Raw genomic sequence first — 17,481 nt, forward strand, 5'->3', positions numbered from 1 at the left:
GGTTACTTCTTCGCTTCGTCTTCGTCGATGATCTCGGCGTCGACGATGTCCTCGTCCGAGGAACCTGCCGAAGCTCCGGCGGCACCCTCAGCGCCGGGAGCGGACGCGCCGTCCGGGGAACCGGCCTGGGAGTAGATGGCCTCGCCCAGCTTGGTCTGGGAAGCCTGCAGCTTCTCAAACGCGGTCTTGACGGCGGCGTCATCCGTGCCTTCAAGGGCCTTCTTGAGGGCGTCGACGTCGGCCTGGACCTCGGTCTTGACCTCTTCGGGCAGCTTGTCCGCGTTGTCGGCGATCAGCTTGTCCACGGAGTAGGCGAGCTGCTCGGCGGTATTGCGGGTGTCGGTCGCCTCGCGGCGTGCCTTGTCCTCGGCTGCGTGCTCCTCGGCGTCCTTGACCATGCGGTCGATGTCTTCCTTGGAGAGGCTGGAGCCGCCGGTGATGGTCATGGACTGTTCCTTGCCGGTGCCCTTGTCCTTCGCGGAGACGTGCACGATGCCATTGGCGTCGATGTCAAAGGTGACCTCAACCTGCGGGACGCCACGCGGCGCCGGGGCGATGCCGGTCAGTTCGAACGTGCCCAGCGGCTTGTTGTCGCGGGTGAACTCGCGTTCGCCCTGGAAGACCTGGATGGCCACGGACGGCTGGTTGTCATCCGCCGTGGTGAAGGTCTCGGACCGCTTGGTGGGGATGGCGGTGTTGCGCTCGATCAGGTGCGTCATCACGCCACCCTTGGTCTCGATGCCGAGGGACAGCGGGGTGACGTCAATCAGGAGGACGTCCTTGCGCTCACCCTTCAGCACACCGGCCTGCAGTGCGGCGCCGACGGCCACTACCTCGTCCGGGTTCACGCCCTTGTTGGGCTCCTTGCCGCCGGCCAGTTCCTTGACCAGTTCGGAGACGGCGGGCATACGGGTGGAGCCACCGACCAGCACGATGTGGTTGATGTCGGAGAGCTTGATGCCGGCTTCCTTGATGACGTCGTGGAACGGCTTCTTAGTGCGCTCCAGCAGGTCCTTGGTGAGGTCCTGAAACTTGGCGCGGGTCAGCTGCTCGTCCAGGTGGACCGGGCCGTCGGGGGTGACGGAAAGGTACTGGAGGGAGACGTTGGTGCTGGAGGAGGAGGACAGTTCCTTCTTGGCCTGCTCGGCAGCTTCGCGGAGGCGCTGCAGGGCGATCTTGTCCTTGGAGAGGTCGATGCCCTTGACCTTGAGCTGGTTCAGCAGGTAGTCGACGACGCGCTGGTCCCAGTCGTCGCCGCCGAGGCGGTTGTCACCGGCGGTGGCGCGGACCTGGATGGTGGAGAAGTTGTCTTCGTCCTTGCCGACTTCGAGCAGGGAGACGTCGAAGGTGCCGCCACCGAGGTCGAAGACCAGGATGAGTTCGTCTTCCTTGCCCTTATCCAGTCCGTAGGCGAGGGCCGCGGCGGTGGGCTCGTTGACGATGCGCAGGACGTTCATGCCGGCGATCTCGCCGGCCTCCTTGGTGGCCTGGCGCTCGGCGTCGTTGAAGTAGGCCGGGACGGTGATGACCGCGTCGGTGACCTTTTCACCCAGGTAGGACTCGGCGTCGTTCTTCAGCTTCATGAGGATACGCGCGGAGATTTCCTGCGGGGTGTACTTCTTGTCGTCGATGCCCACGGTCCAGTCGGTGCCCATGTGGCGCTTGACGGAGGCGATGGTGCGGTCGATGTTGTTGACGGCCTGGCGCTTGGCGATCTCGCCAACCAGGACTTCGCCGGACTTGGAGAATGCAACAACCGACGGCGTGGTGCGGCCACCCTCGGCGTTGGCAATGACGGTGGGCTCGCCACCTTCGAGAACGGAGACGACGGAGTTGGTGGTTCCGAGGTCGATACCTACTGCACGTGACATGTGTTGCTTCCTTCTTCCCTTGGAAACTGGGTGGCGCCCAATGATTGAGCGTTCTGCACTCAACTTTACTCAGCCACCAAAGGATGTCAACACAAGTTGAGCGAACCACGCTCAACTTTGCTCAGGGCGTACAACAGCGCACGACGTCGGCACGCGCCGGCGGTGCGGAGGCGTCAGTCCGCGCCGGGCGCATCCAGGACCGCGGCGAGCAATCCGGGGAACCGGGCATCAAGATCCTCGGCGCGCAGGGTCAGCCTGCGCCCGCGCCCATTGGCCTCATTCCGGATAACGCCTGCCTCGCGGAGCACCTTCATCAGGTGGGACTTGGTGGACTTCGGCATATCCGGGTTGCCGAGGGTGCATTCAGCCATATCGAGAGGGCCGGCGCGGAGCTGGCGTGCGATCTCCAGCCGGTCGGGATCACTCAGGGCGAAGAGCACACTGGGTAATTGGAGGTCCGCGCGTTCGGGATGGGTGAGGTTCGCCGGTGTAGCCACGGTTCGACTTTAGTTGAACCATCGCGGCCATGCCAGTAGTCTGAGGTTTCGATTATTTTCGAACCAACCACACCCCCAATGCAGAAGGCGGCATGTTGTGACGCATCCACCCGCAGTCCGGCCCAGGGAGTCGCACCGGCGGCTGGGCTTCGTCCTCATTGCCGCTGCCACGGCAGCCATGATGGCCGGAGCCAGCGCGCCGTCCCCGTTCTACCCCACCCTGCAGGAGCAGCTGCACCTGCTGCCGGTGGCCACCACCGGGATCTTCGCCGTCTACGCCGTGGCCCTCCTGGCGGCGCTGCTGGTCTTCGGCTCCATCTCCGACCACCTCGGCCGCCGGCCGGTCATCAGCGCGGCGTTCCTGCTGCTCGCCGGCAGCGTCGTGACCTTCCTGGCCGCCGATTCGCTGGCCATGCTGCTGGCGGCCCGCGTCCTCCAAGGGGTGGCCAGCGGCATCCTGCTCACCACGCTCTCCGCGGCCATCGCCGATCTGGAACCGGAGGACGACCCGGGCTCCAGCGCCGCCTGGAACACCGTGGCACCCCTGGGCGGTTTGGCCGTGGGCGCGCTGGTATCGGGCCTGCTGTTGGACCTCCTGGCAGAACCCCGCGTACTGGTGTTTGTCTCGCTCTCGGTCCTGTACGTGGTGTTCGCCGCACTAGTGTGGGCATGCCCGGAAACCTCACCCCGGACGGCCGGGGCGGCGGCTTCACTCAAGCCGCACTTGACCCTGCCGCCGGCCGCACGCCGTGCATTCCTCACCGGCGCCCCGGCCGTTTTTGCCGGCTGGGCCACGGGCGGGCTGTACCTCTCCCTTGGCGCCGCGATCGTGCACACCACCTTCGGCATCCGAGAGCATCTGTGGCAGGGCATGGTGATCACCATCCTGGCGGGGACCGGAGCCGCTTCTGCCGCCTGCCTGCACCGGTTTGGAGCCCGCACCATCACCATCTTCGGCACCACGGCGCTGGCCGTGGGGACCGCACTGTCACTGCTGGCCCTCGGCCTGGATTCGTTTGGCCTGTTCCTGGCCGCCGTGGTGGTGGCAGGCGCCGGTTTCGGCACCGCCTTCATGGGCGTCATCCGGTCCATCAGCCCCCTGGTGGAGGATCATGAACGCGCCGGGACTTTTGCCTCGCTCTTCGTCGTGGCCTACACGGCCTTCGGCGTTCCGGCAGTGCTGGCAGGCCTGCTGGCCCCCATCCTGTCCCTCCCGGTCACCACGTACGCCTATGGCGGACTGGTGACGGTCCTTGCTGCGGTGGCAGCCATCAGCCGCGCCCGCAGCAAGGACGCCCAGCCCGCCAAGGAGGACAGCCTGGCGGCGGACGCCATCGGGTAACGGGACCCCTGCGGGTACTTACCGGCCGGAGTCGGGGCTCCCGTGCAGCGGGCCGCGCTCCTCATCGGTCGCCTGGACCTGGCCGTCGGTGAGGCCCTCGCGGACGGCACGCTCCGTCCGGGCGCCTCCGGTGGTGCCGGCGTCGCCGTAATCGCCTTCCTCGTATTCGCCATCCACAGCGTCGCGGTCGGGCTCGTTGATGGTCCCAGCGTCGCCATAGTCCCCGTCGACGTACTGCCCGCCCTCCCCTTCCAGCCCGGGGGCACTGCCGCCCTTGCGGGGTTCCTCAGCTGCAACTTCGGGATTCTCGGTCATGGTGCATCTCTCCTTTGAGGCTCCGCGTCCGTCCGGGCGCACTGGCAGTCTACCGACGGGGCGGGCGCACCAACAGGCCCTGAACCGCCGGCATCAGGAGGGCTGCACAGGCAGTCCCGCAATCCCCGCCAGGACGGCGAGGTGATGGTCGAAGAGTTCATGCGATGCCCGGAAGGTGTCCGGCCCGTACTGGTTGAACACTTCGAAGCTGACGGCACCGAAAAGGGAGCTCCACACCAAAACGCCCCGCGCCACCAGCTCGTCCGGGATGGCCAGCCCGAATTCCCGGCGGATGGCCTCCAGGTCGGCGGCCAGCGTGGGCGGAAGCTGCGGGCATGGTCCCACAACCGCCAATTGCCCCGCTTGGGAGGCGGCGTCCAGGATGCCGATGAGGCTGATGATGACGCGCGTGCCGGGACCCGTGGTGCGTTCGGCCGGGGCGCTGTAGCCGGGAACCGGACTGCCGAACAGGAGCGCATAGCTGGCAGGCTCGCGCAGGGCCCACGTCCTGACGGCTCCGCCCAGGGCCACGAACCGGCCAAGATGGTCACCCTCCGGGGCCGCCGCAACGGCCGCGTCCACTTCATCCCCCAACTCACCGAAGGCATCGATCAGCAGCAGCGTGAGGAGCTCGTCCCGGCTCTCCACGTAGCGGTAGACGGCGGAGGACACCACTCCCAAATCCCTCGCCACTGCCCTCAGGGAGAGGGCGGCCGCGCCCTCGGTGGCCAGGTGCCGCCTGCCCAAACGGACAATGTCCGCCACGGTTTGGGACCGTGCGCGCTGCCTGGGCGTCAAGGTTTGCGACCGGTCAGCACCTGTTTCGTGGGCATCATCCATGACCCCAGCATGCCATAAACGAGAGCGCCGGAAGCTAAAGAGAGCACCGCTCTTGACTCTGCCACCCAGAACGCGCATCCTTGTTGTCGAGAGCACTGCTCTCAACGACTGGATGGGAGACAGAAGTGCCTGACATATATGTGGTGACCGGGGCGGGACCGGTGGGGTGGACGGTAGCGGAACAACTGGCGGACCGTGGACGGCAGGTGCGCATCCTGACCCGGTCGGGCAGCGGACCGGACCATCCGCTGATCGAGCGCATCAGCGGGGACGCGAAGGACCCGGAGGTTCTGCGTGCTGCCCTTGCCGGCGCCAAAGCCGTCTTCCACTGCATCCACGGCTCGGCATACACCGCTGCCGCGTGGCGGGCAGAGCTGCCTGCCGCCGAGCAGGCAGTCCTCAGCGCCGCGCAGGAGGCGGGCGCCGTCGTCGTCTTCCCTGAAAGCCTCTATTCCTACAGCGCGCCTTACCGCGTGATGACCGAGGCCGGCCCGCGCCGGGCCACCGGAGGCAAACGCGGTGTGCGGACGGACCTGCTGCAGGCGCGCGAGGCCTCGGCCACGCCCACGGTAAGCGTGGTGGCCGGCGATTTCTTTGGGCCGCGCGTCCGGATGGCGCACGCCGGCGAGCGCATGGTGGCGCCGGTCCTTACGGGAAAGAACGTCAGCGTGATGGGAAGCGCCAGCCAGCCGCACTCATTCACCTACGTACCCGACCTGGCCCGCGCCTTGATCGCGGCCGCGGACCAACCGTCCGCCTGGAATGCCGTGTGGCATGCCCCGACGGGGCCGGCGCGCACGCAGAAGGAACTTGCAGCGGCCTTCGCTGCGGCGGCGGGACGGCCCACCCCGAAGGTGCGCGCCCTTCCCGGCTGGACCATCCGGACGGCGGCACTGGTTTCAGCCGGCGCCCGCGAGTTGGCGGAGATGCTGTACCAGTTTGAGCGGCCCTTCGTCATGGACTCCGCAGCTTCCGAGGCAGCACTGGGGGTCAGCCATACACCCCTGCAAACGGCTGCTGCCGCCACCGTGGAATGGTGGCGGCAGCAGCACTAGTCCGCGGGCCGCAGGGGTCAGCGGGCGGGAACCTCTTCCCGGGGTTCGACGCCGGGCTGCCGCGGCTTCACGGCGTCCCGGCCATCGGTCCGCCCCAGCTTGCCGGGCCACCAGATCTTGGGTCCGATGTCGTAGGCAAGCGCCGGGACCAGCAGCGAGCGCACCAGCACGGTGTCCAGCAGGACGCCGAACGCCACGATGAAGGCCAGCTGCACCAGGAACATGATGGGGATGACGCCAAGGGCGGCGAAAGTTGCGGCGAGCACCACGCCGGCCGAGGTGATGACGCCCCCGGTCACCACCAGGCCGCGCAGGATGCCGGGCCGGGTGCCGTGCTTGAGCGATTCCTCACGGACGCGGCTCATCAGGAAGATGTTGTAGTCCACGCCCAGGGCCACCAGGAACACGAAGCCGAACAGCGGAACGGTGGCATCGGCGCCCGGGAAACCGAAGAGGTTGTTGAACACGAAGGCCGACACGCCCATCGCGGCAGCATAGGACAGCACCACGGAGAGCACCAGCAGGACCGGGGCCACGATCGAGCGAAGCAACAGCATCAGGATGAAGAGGATCACCACCAGGACCACCGGGATGATGACCAGCAGGTCGCGCTGGGCGGTGGCGTTGGTATCCAGGGCCGTGGCCGTCACGCCACCCACCAGGGCGCTGGAATCAACGGCCTTCACCTCGGCGCGCAGGGACTTGATGGTTTCCTCTGCTTCCAGCGAGTCCGCGGCATTCTTCAGCGTGGCGTTGATGAGGACCTTCCCGTCCCGGACGTCCGGTGCGGTGGGGGCACCAGGGGCACCGGTGACCGGCATGCTGCCGCGGCCCAGCAGGTAGGCCTCGCCCACGCCGTCGTCCGCTTTCACCTTGTCCAGCACCTCCGCCGCCTTGCCCTGGTCGGCAACCACGACGGCGGGGCTGCCGCTGCCGGCGTCGAAGTGGCGGGCCAGCGCGTCCTGGCCGTCCACCGCGTTGGAGGCCGTGAGGATGACGTCCGTCTGCGGCACGCCATTGGCCTTCAACTGGAAGAGGCCGCCCGCGGCCACGAGGAGCAGGAGGACCGAGGCGACCCAGACAGTCCTGGGGCGCCGCGAGACGAGCGAACCGGTAGCCCGCCAGAGGCCCTTCTGGCCTTCAAGGCCGGTTACCAGCTCGGGCTCGCGCTGGTCCGCGGGCAGGAGCTTGGGGCGGAAGGGCCAGAATGCGGCCCGGCCCAGCAGTGCCATCAGCGCGGGCAGCAGGGTCAGGGCGGCGATCAGTGCGCACAGGATGCCTGCCGCGGCCACCGGGCCCAGGGCCTTGTTGGAGTTCAAGTCGGAGAAAAGGAGGCACAGCAGCGCAATGATCACGGTGGCGCCGGAAGCCAGGATGGGCTCAAAGGACGCCTTCCAGGCGGTCAGGACGGCTGCCGTGCGGTTGGTGGTGTGCGTCAACGCTTCGCGGAAGCGGGCCACGAAGAGCAGGGCGTAGTCCGTGGCAGCGCCGATCACCAGGATGGAGAGGATGCCCTGGCTTTGCCCGTTGAGCTGGATCCAGCCGGCCTTGGCCATGCCAAACACCAGCAGGATGGCCGCGCACAGGGCAAAAACCGAGGTCAGCAGCACCATGATGGGCAGCAACAGGGACCGGTAGACCACCAGGAGGATCACGAAGACGGCGGAGAGGGCCACGAGCAGGAGAATTCCGTCGATGCCGCCGAATGCGGCCGTGAGGTCCGCCGCAAGCCCGGCCGGACCGGTCACAAAGGTCTGGGCGCCCTCCGGCGCCGCATCCTTCACCGTTTCACGGAGTTCCTTGACGGCATCCTTGATCTCCGCCGACGAGCCGATGGGGACAACGAACTGGACGGCCTTGGCGTCCTTGGACGGGATCGGCCCGATGACAGTGCTGCCCACCTTGAGGTTCTCGAGGTCTGTTTTCAGTGCGGCCAGGCCACCCAGCTGCTGGGGCGTGAAGGCCTCGTTTTTTTCGATGACGATGATGCCGGGAACCTCGTCCGAGTCGCGGAACTTCGCCTGCCAGTCCTGCGCCTCTGTCGCCTCGGCGCTGGCGGGGAGGAAGGATGCCTGGTCGTTGGACGAGACCTCGTCCAGGCGGCCGAAGGTGGGTCCGCCCACCCCGGCCAGCCCCAGCCAGGCCAGCACCAGGACGACGGGGATCAGCCAGCGCAGCCAGAACGGAACCCGTTCCCGGCCAACTTTTGTGCGTTTCATGATGCCTTCCGTGGTGAGCAGGGGAGTATTATTTATTCCAGCATAGATTATCTCCATGATAGAGATAAGTGCCAGTCAAGCTTTTTCCTTGTTTGAATCCTTTGCGGAGTTGGGCATCCTCACCATTGGCGAATGCGTCTTGGAGTAATATCCGTCAGTACGCTTGGGCGATTAAGCCGCCCGGGGCATATCAGGTGGGAGGTGGAGATGGCAGGGAACAGCATGCCCGGCACATCCCCTTCCGCCCCGGCGGGACCGGAGTTCGGCCATCCGCTGCTGCGGATCCTGCAGGAGTTCACCCTCGAAGCGAACCGCTACGTGGATGCCGCCGGAGACCGCAAGGACATGCACCGCACGGACATGAACGCCCTGGCGGTGATCATGAGGCACACTGCCAGGGGAAATGTGGTGACGCCGGGCCTGCTGCGGAAGGAACTGAACCTGAGTTCCCCCGCCACGACCGCCCTGATAGACCGCCTGGACAGCGCCGGCCATGTGGTCCGGGAACGCCACAGCACGGACCGGCGGCAGGTCCAGCTGAAGATGACGCCCAAGGCCTTCCGGGAGGGCGGGGCCATCTTCGCCCCGCTGGCCAAGCACATGGGCAGCGCCCTGGCCGGATTCTCCGAAGCCGAGCTGGATACTGTCACGCGCTTCATGACCGCCATGATCGAAGCCACCGTGGCAGCGAGGACTGAGTCCGCCCCGGAATGACGGAGGCCCTGCGCACAAGAACGGGCCGCCGGGAGGTCCCCCAACAGCCCGTATTCCCGGCCACGGTGCGGGGCTACGGCGCTTTGGGCCGAAGCGCGGCAAGCCAACCGGCCCACTCGCGGGCGGCACTGAACTTCCACGTCTTCGGCCCGCCCGCACCAGCCGTCGCCTGGATGCCGTCGGCGAGTTCGAAGCGGCGCGCCCCGGCTTCAACCGCCTGGTTCATCCCGTCGGGCGATGTGAGGGTAACGGAACTCGAGTTAACGCTCATGCATCCGACAAGCATCGCGTTCGCGGTGGTGGTGGCCACCGCCGGGACGGTTCCTGCCGACGCTGCAGCGCCTGATGCGGACGTGGCGGCAGCAGCGGGCCCCGAGGCGCCGGAGTACCTTGCGATGCCGCCCCCGCTCGTGGTCGACGAAGTGGTCCACGCATACTCCGCGGGCTCGGACGCCGTGGCGACCTTGAAGTAGCCGTAGACCTTGGGATTGGCGATGCTGGTCACGGATGCCAGCCCGGTCCACCCGGCGGGGACGCCGGCCGCGCCGATGGTGCCGCCGGTGAGCGCTACACAGCCCACCAGCAGGTCGCCCTGGGCAACATTGGCCGGCTTGGGAATCCTGAGCGTGGTGGCTGCCGTGGTGTTGGTGGCCTGGCTGACGGATTCCCGAACGATGCCGGCTCCGCCTCCCGGTTGGCTGGACGTGACACTCCAGGTTTGCGTGGCTGGTGTCGGGTCGGTGTTACCGGCGGGGTCGGTGGCCCAGACACTGAAGGTGTGGGCTGCGACAGCCAGTCCGGCGTAGGCCTGGGGCGACGTGCAACCGGCACGGCCCGCCCCGTCGAGGCTGCACTGGAACGTGGAATTGGCTTCGGTTGAAGTGAAGGCGAAGGAAGCACTGGTCGATGTCGAAGACGCGGGCGGCCCGGAGGTGATGGCCGTGTCCGGCGGAGTGGTGTCCCCTGGCGGGGGCGGCGTGGACGGGCCGGCCCCGATCTTCCGTTGATCGTAGGCAGGATCGACCAGCAGGGCGGGTGAGTAGGCCGCCGCGATGGACTGCCATGGAACAAGCTTGAAGTTCTGCTTTCCGGTGTCATTGCTGGTGTCCTGCGTTACGAAGAAGCCCTGCGGGAACGGGCCGCCGACCCCAAAATTCGTGACGTCTATCCCGTCCATGCCGGTTACGGCGTCAATCCCGTTGCCGGCGGGTATGGCGAAGGCGCCCAGGGGCCGGTTATCGTCCCGGGCGTAGGCGTGGAAACGGTTGGAGCCCTGGCTCGCGGCCAGCAGGTAGCCTGCACCGCCGTTGCCGTAATAGATGCTGATGCCCTTGATGTCCTGGACGATGTCACCGCCGCTCTCGGTGGTGCTCACGACCCTCGTCCCCGCCGTCGGGTCCCCTGGTTCCGCACCGATGCGCCAGATCCCGCCGATGTCCTCCTGGGCTATGTAAAGCCGCTTCATCTCATCGTCCGCAACCAGGCCCTCCGTATGGGCTGGACCACTGACAGTCCAGCTGCGGACCAGCTTTCCGGTGACCGACCCCGTGGACCCGTCAAGCTCCCACTGTTCGACTTTCCCCACATCGGTGACGTAGGCGTAATACTTTCCGGTGTCCGGGGAGTGGTAGAAGGAGAACCCACGGGGCGTGGCGATGTTGGCGGTTGGCGCGAAGCTGCCCACCTTCGTCAGCGAGCGGTCGGACTCATTGACTTTGTAGAAGTCAAGGCTGCGCACCCGGTTCGACGCTCCCACCAGGCCAACACGGCTGCTGCCCAGCGGGAAGTTGTAACGGACATCAACATTGTTCATCCGCCCGTCGGGGTAATAGAACAGCTCCCGCCCCGACAGGTCGTACACCACCAGTCCGCGCCCGTCCGTGCTCTTGTCCGTGCCGATGACGGTGCTCCTGGCCGGGTCGGTGGGGTGGATCCAGATGGCGGCATCGTCGGCGGCGTCCCCTGTCCCGTGTATCGGGGCGGTTTCCACCGTCGCGGGCACCTGCGCCACCGCCGCGTTGGCCGTTTGGACGCCGAGGCCGCCAAGCAGCCCCGCGAGCATTACCGCCGCTGTCAGTACGGCAGCAAATCTCGAATTGCTTTTCACCCCTGGCCTCCCAAAGCTCGATGCCGCACATCGTATTCCCGGCGCCTCACGCGGGGGTACGGGGTTTTCAACCCTTCCTGCACCGGCGCGGTACGGGGTGCACTGCAAGCCCTCCTGGCGGCGAAAACACGGCACAAAGATCATGGCGTGCCCAGCAGCTGGACAGCGGGTGGGGGTAGCGTTTGCTTATGAGTGCGCAGCAGCCGGAAGACGACGTATACACGCACGGCCACCACGAATCGGTGGTCCGCGCCCATGCCGCCAGGACCGCCGAAAATTCCGCGGCCTTCGTCCTTCCCTACCTGGCTCCCGGGTCCACCTTGCTCGACGTCGGATGCGGACCGGGCACCATCACCTGCGACTTCGCAGCCTTGGTCAGCCCCGGCAGGGTCACCGGCCTGGACCGCTCGCCGGACATCGTCGCCCAGGCCCAGGCGCTCGCCGTCGAACGCCAAGTGCCCAACGTCGAATTCGTGGCAGGAAACATCTACGACCTGGACTTCGCCGACGAAACGTTCGACGTGGTCCACGCCCACCAGGTCCTCCAGCACCTGACCGACCCCGTCGAGGCACTCCGCGAAATGCGGCGCGTCGCGAAGCCCGGTGGCATCGTGGCCGTGCGCGACGCCGACTTCCACGGCATGAGCTGGTATCCGGACGTCCCCGAGCTGGACGAGTGGATGGACCTGTACCAGCGGATCGCGCGGCGCAACGGAGCAGAGCCCGACGCCGGGCGGCGGCTGGTTAGCTGGGCACAGTCCGCGGGTTTCACCGATGTCGCGCCCACCAGCAGCAACTGGCTGTACGCGACGGCGCAGCAGCGGCGCTGGCAGGCGCGGGTGTGGGGTGAGCGGGTGCTGCATTCGGCCTTCGCCGAGCAGGCGCTGGAGTACGGATTCGCCGACGCAGCAGGCCTTGCCCGGATTTCTGCCGGCTGGCACCGCTGGGGATCCACGGACGACGGCTGGTTCCTGATCCCCAACGGTGAAGTCATCGCGCGGGCCTAGCGTCCGGTGCCTGCACCGTAAGATTGTCAAGTGCAATCTTCCCTATGGCTGGCCCTGGCGGGTGCCGGCGCCCTGATCAGTTTCACCCCGGGCGCCGGGGCCATCAACACCATGAGCAACTCGTTGAACGCCGGGTTCCGCCGGTCCATCTGGGGAATCCTGGGGCAGCAGGCGGCCCTGGTGGTGCACGTACTGATCGTCGCCCTTGGTGTCGGCGTCCTGGTGGCCAGCTCGCCGGTTGCCTTCAACGTGATCCGCTACGCCGGGGCGGCCTACCTGGTGTACCTGGGTGTCCGCCAGTTCCTCAGCAAGCCCTCCGCGGCCCAGGAGCAGGCCGCCACGCTCCGCAACGAGCCCGCATGGTCCATCTTCCGGCGCGGCTTTTGGGTCAACCTGCTGAACCCGAAGGCGATCGTGTTCTTCCTCGCCTTCACGCCCCAGTTCATCCGGCCCGAGCAGCCCCTGTTTACGCAGTACGCCGTGCTGACGGCCACCATTGTGGTCATCGACATTTTGGTGATGTGGTTCTTTTTTGCCGCGGCAGCCAGGTCATTCCAGCGCTTCACCAGCACCGAACGGGGCCAGCTGGTCCTCAGCAGGGTGTTCGGTGTCCTCTTCGTGGGCGTGGGCATCCTGCTGGCCCTGATCCACTAGCATCCGGCGCCGCAGGCGGGACCTCCGCGGTCGCACCACATGGGCCCGTACCCGTTTTCATATCAAGTAATGCATCTTTACAACCCAGTAAAACAATGTGAACCGGCGGCTGGCCAAAGGTGGCCGGAGCGCGCATGCTTAGATCCATGACCTCAACGTCGAGCGCCTACCGCGTCATTACTGTCTGCACGGGCAACATTTGCCGGTCTCCCATGGCCGAGCTGATGCTCCAGGCAGCACTTGAACGCGAGGGCCTCGACAGGCTGGTTGAGGTGGATTCCGCAGGCATCACGGGGTATGAGGCCGGCCGGCCCATCGATCCCCGCGCTGCCCGCCGCCTCGCGGCAACCCAGCTGGCCTCCGAACACCATGTGGCCCGCGAGTGGGAGCCGGAGTGGTTCCGCGAGCGCGACCTGATCCTGGCGCTCGACATCGACCACTATGCCTGGCTGAGTGAAGCGGCTCCGGACCAGGACTGCCTGGACAAAATCCGGATGCTCCGCAGTTTTGATCCCGCCATGGCGGACCGGGACCGGCTGGACCAGGGCATCGAGGATCCCTGGTACGGCGGCCATGCGGATTTCGACGCCGTCTGGCACCAGATCCACACGGCGCTGCCGGGCCTGGTCCAGCACATCAAGTCAGCGGTCCTGCAGAACACCCAACTCCAGCCGCACTAGCCGAAAGCGCCCGGCAGGGACTGCGGGCGAAAAACGGGTGCGGCACGGCAGCACCAGGAGTATTTTGTGCTCATGCGCGCCGCTTCCAGCCCCGGCAGGTACACCCGATTCCTTGGCAGCCTTGAGGATGCCACAGCGTTGGACGCCGCTGTCGAAGCAGCCGAACCCCTGGCGTCCCAGCTGATGTCGCAGCCCCGGATCCGGTCCATTGTCCGCGGCGACACCACCGGCATACCGCTGCACACCATCCTCACCGACGGGCCCTTCGGCGCCTGGTGGTCGGCAGTGTTCCTGGATTTCTTTGATGACGACGCTTCCCGCCGCTCCGCCCAGCGGCTGGTGGCCCTCGGCATCATCGGCGCCGTTCCCACCGCCCTGTCCGGCTGGGCCACCTGGTCCGGCAAGGACCGGCCCTTGAAGCGTGTGGGCATTGTGCACGCCGGCGCCAACGCCGCAGCCACCGCCGTGTATATCGCCTCCTGGCGTGCCCGCTCCCGCGGCAACCACCGGCTGGGCGTCCGGCTGGGACGGGCCGGAGCAGTCCTGCTGCTGGTGAGCGGGTTCCTGGGCGGCCACCTCAGCAGCGGACGGCATGCGTCACGGCAGGGCGCACTTCATGTCTGAAAGCGGACAACGGAAAACGGTACGCTCTAGTCCATGAGCCCAGCCCCCGTCATCATCGCCGTGGACGGGCGTTCCGGCGCAGGAAAGACCACCCTCGCCGTCGAGCTTGCGGCACGGCTCCGCACCCACCACAAGGTCTCGTTGTTCCATCTTGAAGACATCTACCCAGGGTGGGACGGCCTGGCGGCCGGCGTGGAGCGCTACGTCGCCACAGTGCTCACCCCGCTAAGCCGTGGGGAGGCGGCCACCTGGACCAGCTGGGACTGGGAGAACCATTACGACGGCGAAGCCCGGGTCACGCTGCCCGCCGAGATCGTCATCGTGGAGGGAGTAGGGGCCGCCGCCGAAGCTGCCCGGCCCATGCTGGACGCCGTGATCTGGGCCGAGTCTCCGGACGACGTCCGCCGCACCCGGGCGCTGGACCGCGACGGCGCCACCTATGAGCCGTTCTGGGACCAATGGGCCGCCCAGGAGGAAGAGTGGCTTGGCCGGGACGACGTCCCCGGAAACGCAGACCTCCGGGTGCAGAACGTCACCGACGGATCGGCCCCGGCGGACCTGCTGCACCTCCTCCCCTACCTGCCGGCGCTGGCGCCCGCGCTGGCCCCCGAACTGTCCGCACGCCGTGCCCTCCGGCTCCATGCCGAGCGGCTCGACGCCCTCCCGGACGCGCCGGCACTGTTCCACTCGCTGTACGGCGCCTCACCCAATGCAGTGTGGCTGGATTCCTCCAACGCGGGCGCCGGGGCAGCTGCCGCCGGACAAGAAGGGGACGGCACGGACCTGGAGGCCCGCACGGCCGCGGAGCGCAGCCGGTTCAGCATCATGGCGGACGACGCCGGCACGTTCGGACAGTTTGTGACCCACCATGACGGGATCAGCCTGGTCAGCACCGGTTCCGCAACTGCCAAAGTGCCGGGCCCCTTCTTCCGCTGGCTGGATACGGTCTGGGGGCGGCGCGCCGTCCGCACGCCCGAGGGCTACCCCGGCGAGTTCACTCTCGGCTGGCTCGGCTGCCTGGGTTACGAGCTGAAGCGTGAAACGGGCGGCAGCGATCTGTCCGGACCCACTCCGGACGCTGCCCTGATCTTCGCCGGCCGGGCCGTCGTACTGGACCATGCCGACGGCGCCGCGTGGCTCCTCGCGCTGGAGGCCCCCGACGCCGGTGAGTGGCTGGCCCAGGCCAGGTCCGCGGTGGCAGCCGCCGGCAGCGGCCCCCAGCCGCCTACGCCTGGCCAGGGACGGGAAGCCGGCGGCAGCACCGGCGTCGTCCCTCCCGCACCGCCTGTTTTCCGCAGCCGGGACACGGGTGCGCAGTACCGGGAGAAAATCACGGCGGCCCAGCACCAGATCGCCCAGGGAAATACCTATGAGGTGTGCCTGACCACCACGCTCGAGGCCAGGGTGCCGGAAAGTTCCCTGGATCCGTGGACCACCTACCTGGCCCTGCGCCGCCGGAACCCGGCCCCGTTCGCCAGCTACCTCCGGCTGGGAAACCTTGCCGTGGCCAGCACCTCACCGGAGCGGTTCCTGAAGATCGCGTCCGACGGCGGCATGCGCGCCGAACCGATCAAGGGCACCCGGCGCCGGGCTGCGGACCCGCAGGAGGACCAGCGGCTGCGCGGGGACCTGGCCACGTCCTTGAAGGACCGGGCCGAGAACATCATGATCGTGGACCTGCTGCGCAACGACCTCAGCCATTTTGCCGAGCCCGGTTCCGTGACCGTGAGCCGGCTCTGCGCGATCGAGAGCTACGCCACGGTCCACCAGATGGTCAGCACCATCGACGCCCGCCTCCTCCCTGGCGCACCGCGGGCCGAGGCCGTGGCTGCCTGCTTCCCGGCCGGCTCCATGACCGGAGCGCCCAAGATCAGCACCATGGCCATCCTGGACCGGCTGGAGGCCGGGCCGCGCGGGCTCTACTCGGGAGCCATCGGCTACTTCTCGCTCAATGCCGCCGCCGACCTCGCCGTCGCCATCAGGACCCTGGTGGTCCGCGCGGAAGGTGACGGTACCGCAGAACTGTCCCTCGGCGTCGGCGGCGCCATCACCTCGGACTCCGCGCCCGACGACGAATACGAGGAAATCCGGACCAAGGCCTACGGGGTGCTCTCCACCCTTGGCGCCGTCTTTCCAGGGGACTGACGGACACCCGGAGCCGGGGCATCCAGCCTGCGGACACCTGTTTGGGAGACGGGCGCCGGGGGTACGCCCCTGAGGTCGACTGAACCGCCCAAGCCACGCGGCGGACAGAAAGCGCTTCCACGAGTTAGGTTTGCCGCGTGACGGACCCGCCCCATTTCCCCAACCGCAAGCAGGCACCGCGCACTTTCAAATACATCCTCATGCTGGGCGCCCTGGCGGCGCTTCCCGCCCTTACCACGGACATGTACCTGCCGTCCCTGCCGGCCGTGGAGGCCGATCTCCACACCACCCAGGCCGCCGTCCAGCTGACATTGTCCGGGACACTCCTGGGGGCAGGGATCGGGCAGCTGGTCATCGGCCCGTTCTCGGACCGGTTCGGACGGCGGCTGCCGCTGGTCATCGGCATCTCCCTGCATGTGGCCATCTCGCTGCTGTGTTCGGTGACTCCGAACATCGAAACGCTGACCGGGCTGCGGGTACTGCAGGGCTTCTTCAACGCGGCCGCTGCCGTGGTGGCGCTGGCCGTGATCCGGGACCGCTTCGTCGGTTCCGCCGCTGCCCAGCTGCTGTCCCGGCTGATGCTGGTGGTCGGCGTTGCCCCGCTCCTGGCCCCTACCGTGGGCCAGGCCATTGCCGGGCTCTGGGACTGGCGCGCCGTCTTCTACGCACTGGCGCTCATCGGGGTGGCCTTGGTGGCAGTTGTCTGGAGGTTCATGCCCGAAACCCTCCCGGCGGACAGGCGCAGCCCGGGGCATCCCCGGCATGTGGCGGGCGCGTACTGGTCCCTGCTGCGGGACAGGCATTTCATGGCCCTGGCCGTGATACCGGGGCTGGGGCTGGCCCTGATCATGAGCTATGTGGTGGGCTCGCCCTTCGTTTTCCAGAACGAGTACGGTTTCACCGCCCAGCAGTTTGCTTTGGTGTTCGCCCTCAACGGTGCGGCGCTTGTCCTCTCGGCCCAGCTCAACGCCGCCCTGGTCCGGAAGTTTCCACCGGTCCACCTCCTGCGCACCGCCCTCCTGGTACAGCTGGGCCTGGCCCTGGCGCTGCTCGGCGTGGTGGCCACCGGCGCCCTGGGACCGGTGGGCCTGGTGGCAGGCCTGTGGCTGGTCCTGTCGGCCCAGGGCATGATCCCGGCGAACGCCTCCGTCCTGGCCCTGCACGACTACGGCCACATGGCGGGGACGGCGGCGGCGGTCATCGGCGCCCTGCAGTCCGGCGTCGCGGGATTGGTCAGCCCGCTGGTGGGCCTCCTGGGCGGAAACTCGCTCTCGATGGTCACCGTCATGATCGCCAGCTGCACCGCGGGTGTGGTGGTGCTTGCCCTGGGAACGCCCGCCTACCGGAAGGGCGGCCGGCCGGTGCGGGCAGGGCACGACGACGTCCCGCGGATGAGTGCCGACTGACCCCT

Annotated in this window: 15 protein-coding genes; 9 read left to right on the forward strand and 6 right to left on the reverse strand. The window is 67.6% G+C overall.

What is annotated here, in order from left to right; translation table 11 throughout:
• Window positions 1-2: 2 nt before the first annotated feature.
• Window positions 3-1,871, reverse strand: a complete 1,869-nt coding sequence (gene dnaK, locus ACFVTD_RS09350; RefSeq protein ID WP_387561364.1) for a molecular chaperone DnaK — start codon at window positions 1,869-1,871, stop codon at window positions 3-5.
• 173 nt (window positions 1,872-2,044) lie between these two features.
• Window positions 2,045-2,368: an ArsR/SmtB family transcription factor gene (locus ACFVTD_RS09355; protein ID WP_387561367.1), complete on the reverse strand. Its 324-nt coding sequence runs from the start codon at window positions 2,366-2,368 to the stop codon at window positions 2,045-2,047.
• Window positions 2,369-2,465: 97 nt separating this feature from the next.
• Between ACFVTD_RS09355 and ACFVTD_RS09360 the strand changes: the two genes are divergently transcribed.
• A complete protein-coding gene (locus ACFVTD_RS09360) occupies window positions 2,466-3,710 on the forward strand; it encodes an MFS transporter (protein WP_387561370.1) in 1,245 nt (414 codons plus the stop codon).
• Between the two features lie 18 nt (window positions 3,711-3,728).
• On the opposite strand, the gene ACFVTD_RS09365 is transcribed toward ACFVTD_RS09360, so the two are convergent.
• On the reverse strand, window positions 3,729-4,025 hold the full coding sequence (locus ACFVTD_RS09365) for a hypothetical protein (protein ID WP_387561373.1): 297 nt from the start codon (window positions 4,023-4,025) through the stop codon (window positions 3,729-3,731).
• Window positions 4,026-4,118: 93 nt separating this feature from the next.
• Window positions 4,119-4,865 carry a TetR/AcrR family transcriptional regulator gene (locus tag ACFVTD_RS09370; RefSeq protein ID WP_387561376.1) on the reverse strand — a complete coding sequence of 249 codons (747 nt, stop codon included), beginning with the start codon at window positions 4,863-4,865 and terminating at the stop codon, window positions 4,119-4,121.
• 134 nt (window positions 4,866-4,999) lie between these two features.
• Between ACFVTD_RS09370 and ACFVTD_RS09375 the strand changes: the two genes are divergently transcribed.
• Entirely contained in the window at window positions 5,000-5,920 is a 921-nt protein-coding gene (locus tag ACFVTD_RS09375) for an NAD-dependent epimerase/dehydratase family protein (RefSeq protein ID WP_387561728.1), read from the forward strand.
• Between the two features lie 17 nt (window positions 5,921-5,937).
• Here the strand turns inward: ACFVTD_RS09375 and ACFVTD_RS09380 are convergent, their stop codons facing one another.
• On the reverse strand, window positions 5,938-8,139 hold the full coding sequence (locus ACFVTD_RS09380; protein WP_387561379.1) for an MMPL family transporter: 2,202 nt from the start codon (window positions 8,137-8,139) through the stop codon (window positions 5,938-5,940).
• 207 nt (window positions 8,140-8,346) lie between these two features.
• Between ACFVTD_RS09380 and ACFVTD_RS09385 the strand changes: the two genes are divergently transcribed.
• Window positions 8,347-8,853: a MarR family winged helix-turn-helix transcriptional regulator gene (locus tag ACFVTD_RS09385; RefSeq protein WP_387561382.1), complete on the forward strand. Its 507-nt coding sequence runs from the start codon at window positions 8,347-8,349 to the stop codon at window positions 8,851-8,853.
• A gap of 73 nt (window positions 8,854-8,926) precedes the next feature.
• Here the strand turns inward: ACFVTD_RS09385 and ACFVTD_RS09390 are convergent, their stop codons facing one another.
• On the reverse strand, window positions 8,927-10,960 hold the full coding sequence (locus ACFVTD_RS09390; protein ID WP_387561385.1) for a phytase: 2,034 nt from the start codon (window positions 10,958-10,960) through the stop codon (window positions 8,927-8,929).
• 188 nt (window positions 10,961-11,148) lie between these two features.
• Here ACFVTD_RS09390 and ACFVTD_RS09395 point away from each other — a divergent pair, with 188 nt between their 5' ends.
• The 6 genes from ACFVTD_RS09395 to ACFVTD_RS09420 all read left to right on the forward strand — a co-directional run bounded on the left by ACFVTD_RS09395 (window position 11,149) and on the right by ACFVTD_RS09420 (window position 17,476).
• Window positions 11,149-11,967 carry a methyltransferase domain-containing protein gene (locus ACFVTD_RS09395; protein ID WP_387561388.1) on the forward strand — a complete coding sequence of 273 codons (819 nt, stop codon included), beginning with the start codon at window positions 11,149-11,151 and terminating at the stop codon, window positions 11,965-11,967.
• 30 nt (window positions 11,968-11,997) lie between these two features.
• Window positions 11,998-12,621, forward strand: coding sequence for a LysE family transporter (locus ACFVTD_RS09400; RefSeq protein WP_387561391.1), 624 nt, complete (start codon window positions 11,998-12,000; stop codon window positions 12,619-12,621).
• A gap of 146 nt (window positions 12,622-12,767) precedes the next feature.
• Window positions 12,768-13,301, forward strand: a complete 534-nt coding sequence (locus tag ACFVTD_RS09405; protein ID WP_387561394.1) for a low molecular weight protein-tyrosine-phosphatase — start codon at window positions 12,768-12,770, stop codon at window positions 13,299-13,301.
• A gap of 72 nt (window positions 13,302-13,373) precedes the next feature.
• Window positions 13,374-13,925 carry a DUF2231 domain-containing protein gene (locus ACFVTD_RS09410; RefSeq protein ID WP_387561397.1) on the forward strand — a complete coding sequence of 184 codons (552 nt, stop codon included), beginning with the start codon at window positions 13,374-13,376 and terminating at the stop codon, window positions 13,923-13,925.
• A gap of 33 nt (window positions 13,926-13,958) precedes the next feature.
• Complete coding sequence (gene pabB / locus ACFVTD_RS09415) at window positions 13,959-16,070, forward strand: aminodeoxychorismate synthase component I (protein WP_387561400.1); 2,112 nt, start codon at window positions 13,959-13,961, stop codon at window positions 16,068-16,070.
• A gap of 137 nt (window positions 16,071-16,207) precedes the next feature.
• Window positions 16,208-17,476, forward strand: coding sequence for a multidrug effflux MFS transporter (locus tag ACFVTD_RS09420; protein WP_387561403.1), 1,269 nt, complete (start codon window positions 16,208-16,210; stop codon window positions 17,474-17,476).
• Window positions 17,477-17,481: the final 5 nt, after the last annotated feature.

The sequence above is a fragment of the Pseudarthrobacter sp. NPDC058119 genome, assembly GCF_042884655.1.
Lineage (GTDB): Bacteria > Actinomycetota > Actinomycetes > Actinomycetales > Micrococcaceae > Arthrobacter.

Coding starts and splice junctions, on each gene's coding strand:
- dnaK (WP_387561364.1), bottom strand. CDS start 1,871: ATGTCACGTGCAGTAGGTATCGACCTCGGAACCACCAACTCCGTCGTC.
- ACFVTD_RS09365 (WP_387561373.1), bottom strand. CDS start 4,025: ATGACCGAGAATCCCGAAGTTGCAGCTGAGGAACCCCGCAAGGGCGGC.
- ACFVTD_RS09370 (WP_387561376.1), bottom strand. CDS start 4,865: ATGGATGATGCCCACGAAACAGGTGCTGACCGGTCGCAAACCTTGACG.
- ACFVTD_RS09380 (WP_387561379.1), bottom strand. CDS start 8,139: ATGAAACGCACAAAAGTTGGCCGGGAACGGGTTCCGTTCTGGCTGCGC.
- ACFVTD_RS09385 (WP_387561382.1), top strand. CDS start 8,347: ATGGCAGGGAACAGCATGCCCGGCACATCCCCTTCCGCCCCGGCGGGA.
- ACFVTD_RS09395 (WP_387561388.1), top strand. CDS start 11,149: ATGAGTGCGCAGCAGCCGGAAGACGACGTATACACGCACGGCCACCAC.
- ACFVTD_RS09405 (WP_387561394.1), top strand. CDS start 12,768: ATGACCTCAACGTCGAGCGCCTACCGCGTCATTACTGTCTGCACGGGC.
- ACFVTD_RS09410 (WP_387561397.1), top strand. CDS start 13,374: ATGCGCGCCGCTTCCAGCCCCGGCAGGTACACCCGATTCCTTGGCAGC.
- pabB (WP_387561400.1), top strand. CDS start 13,959: ATGAGCCCAGCCCCCGTCATCATCGCCGTGGACGGGCGTTCCGGCGCA.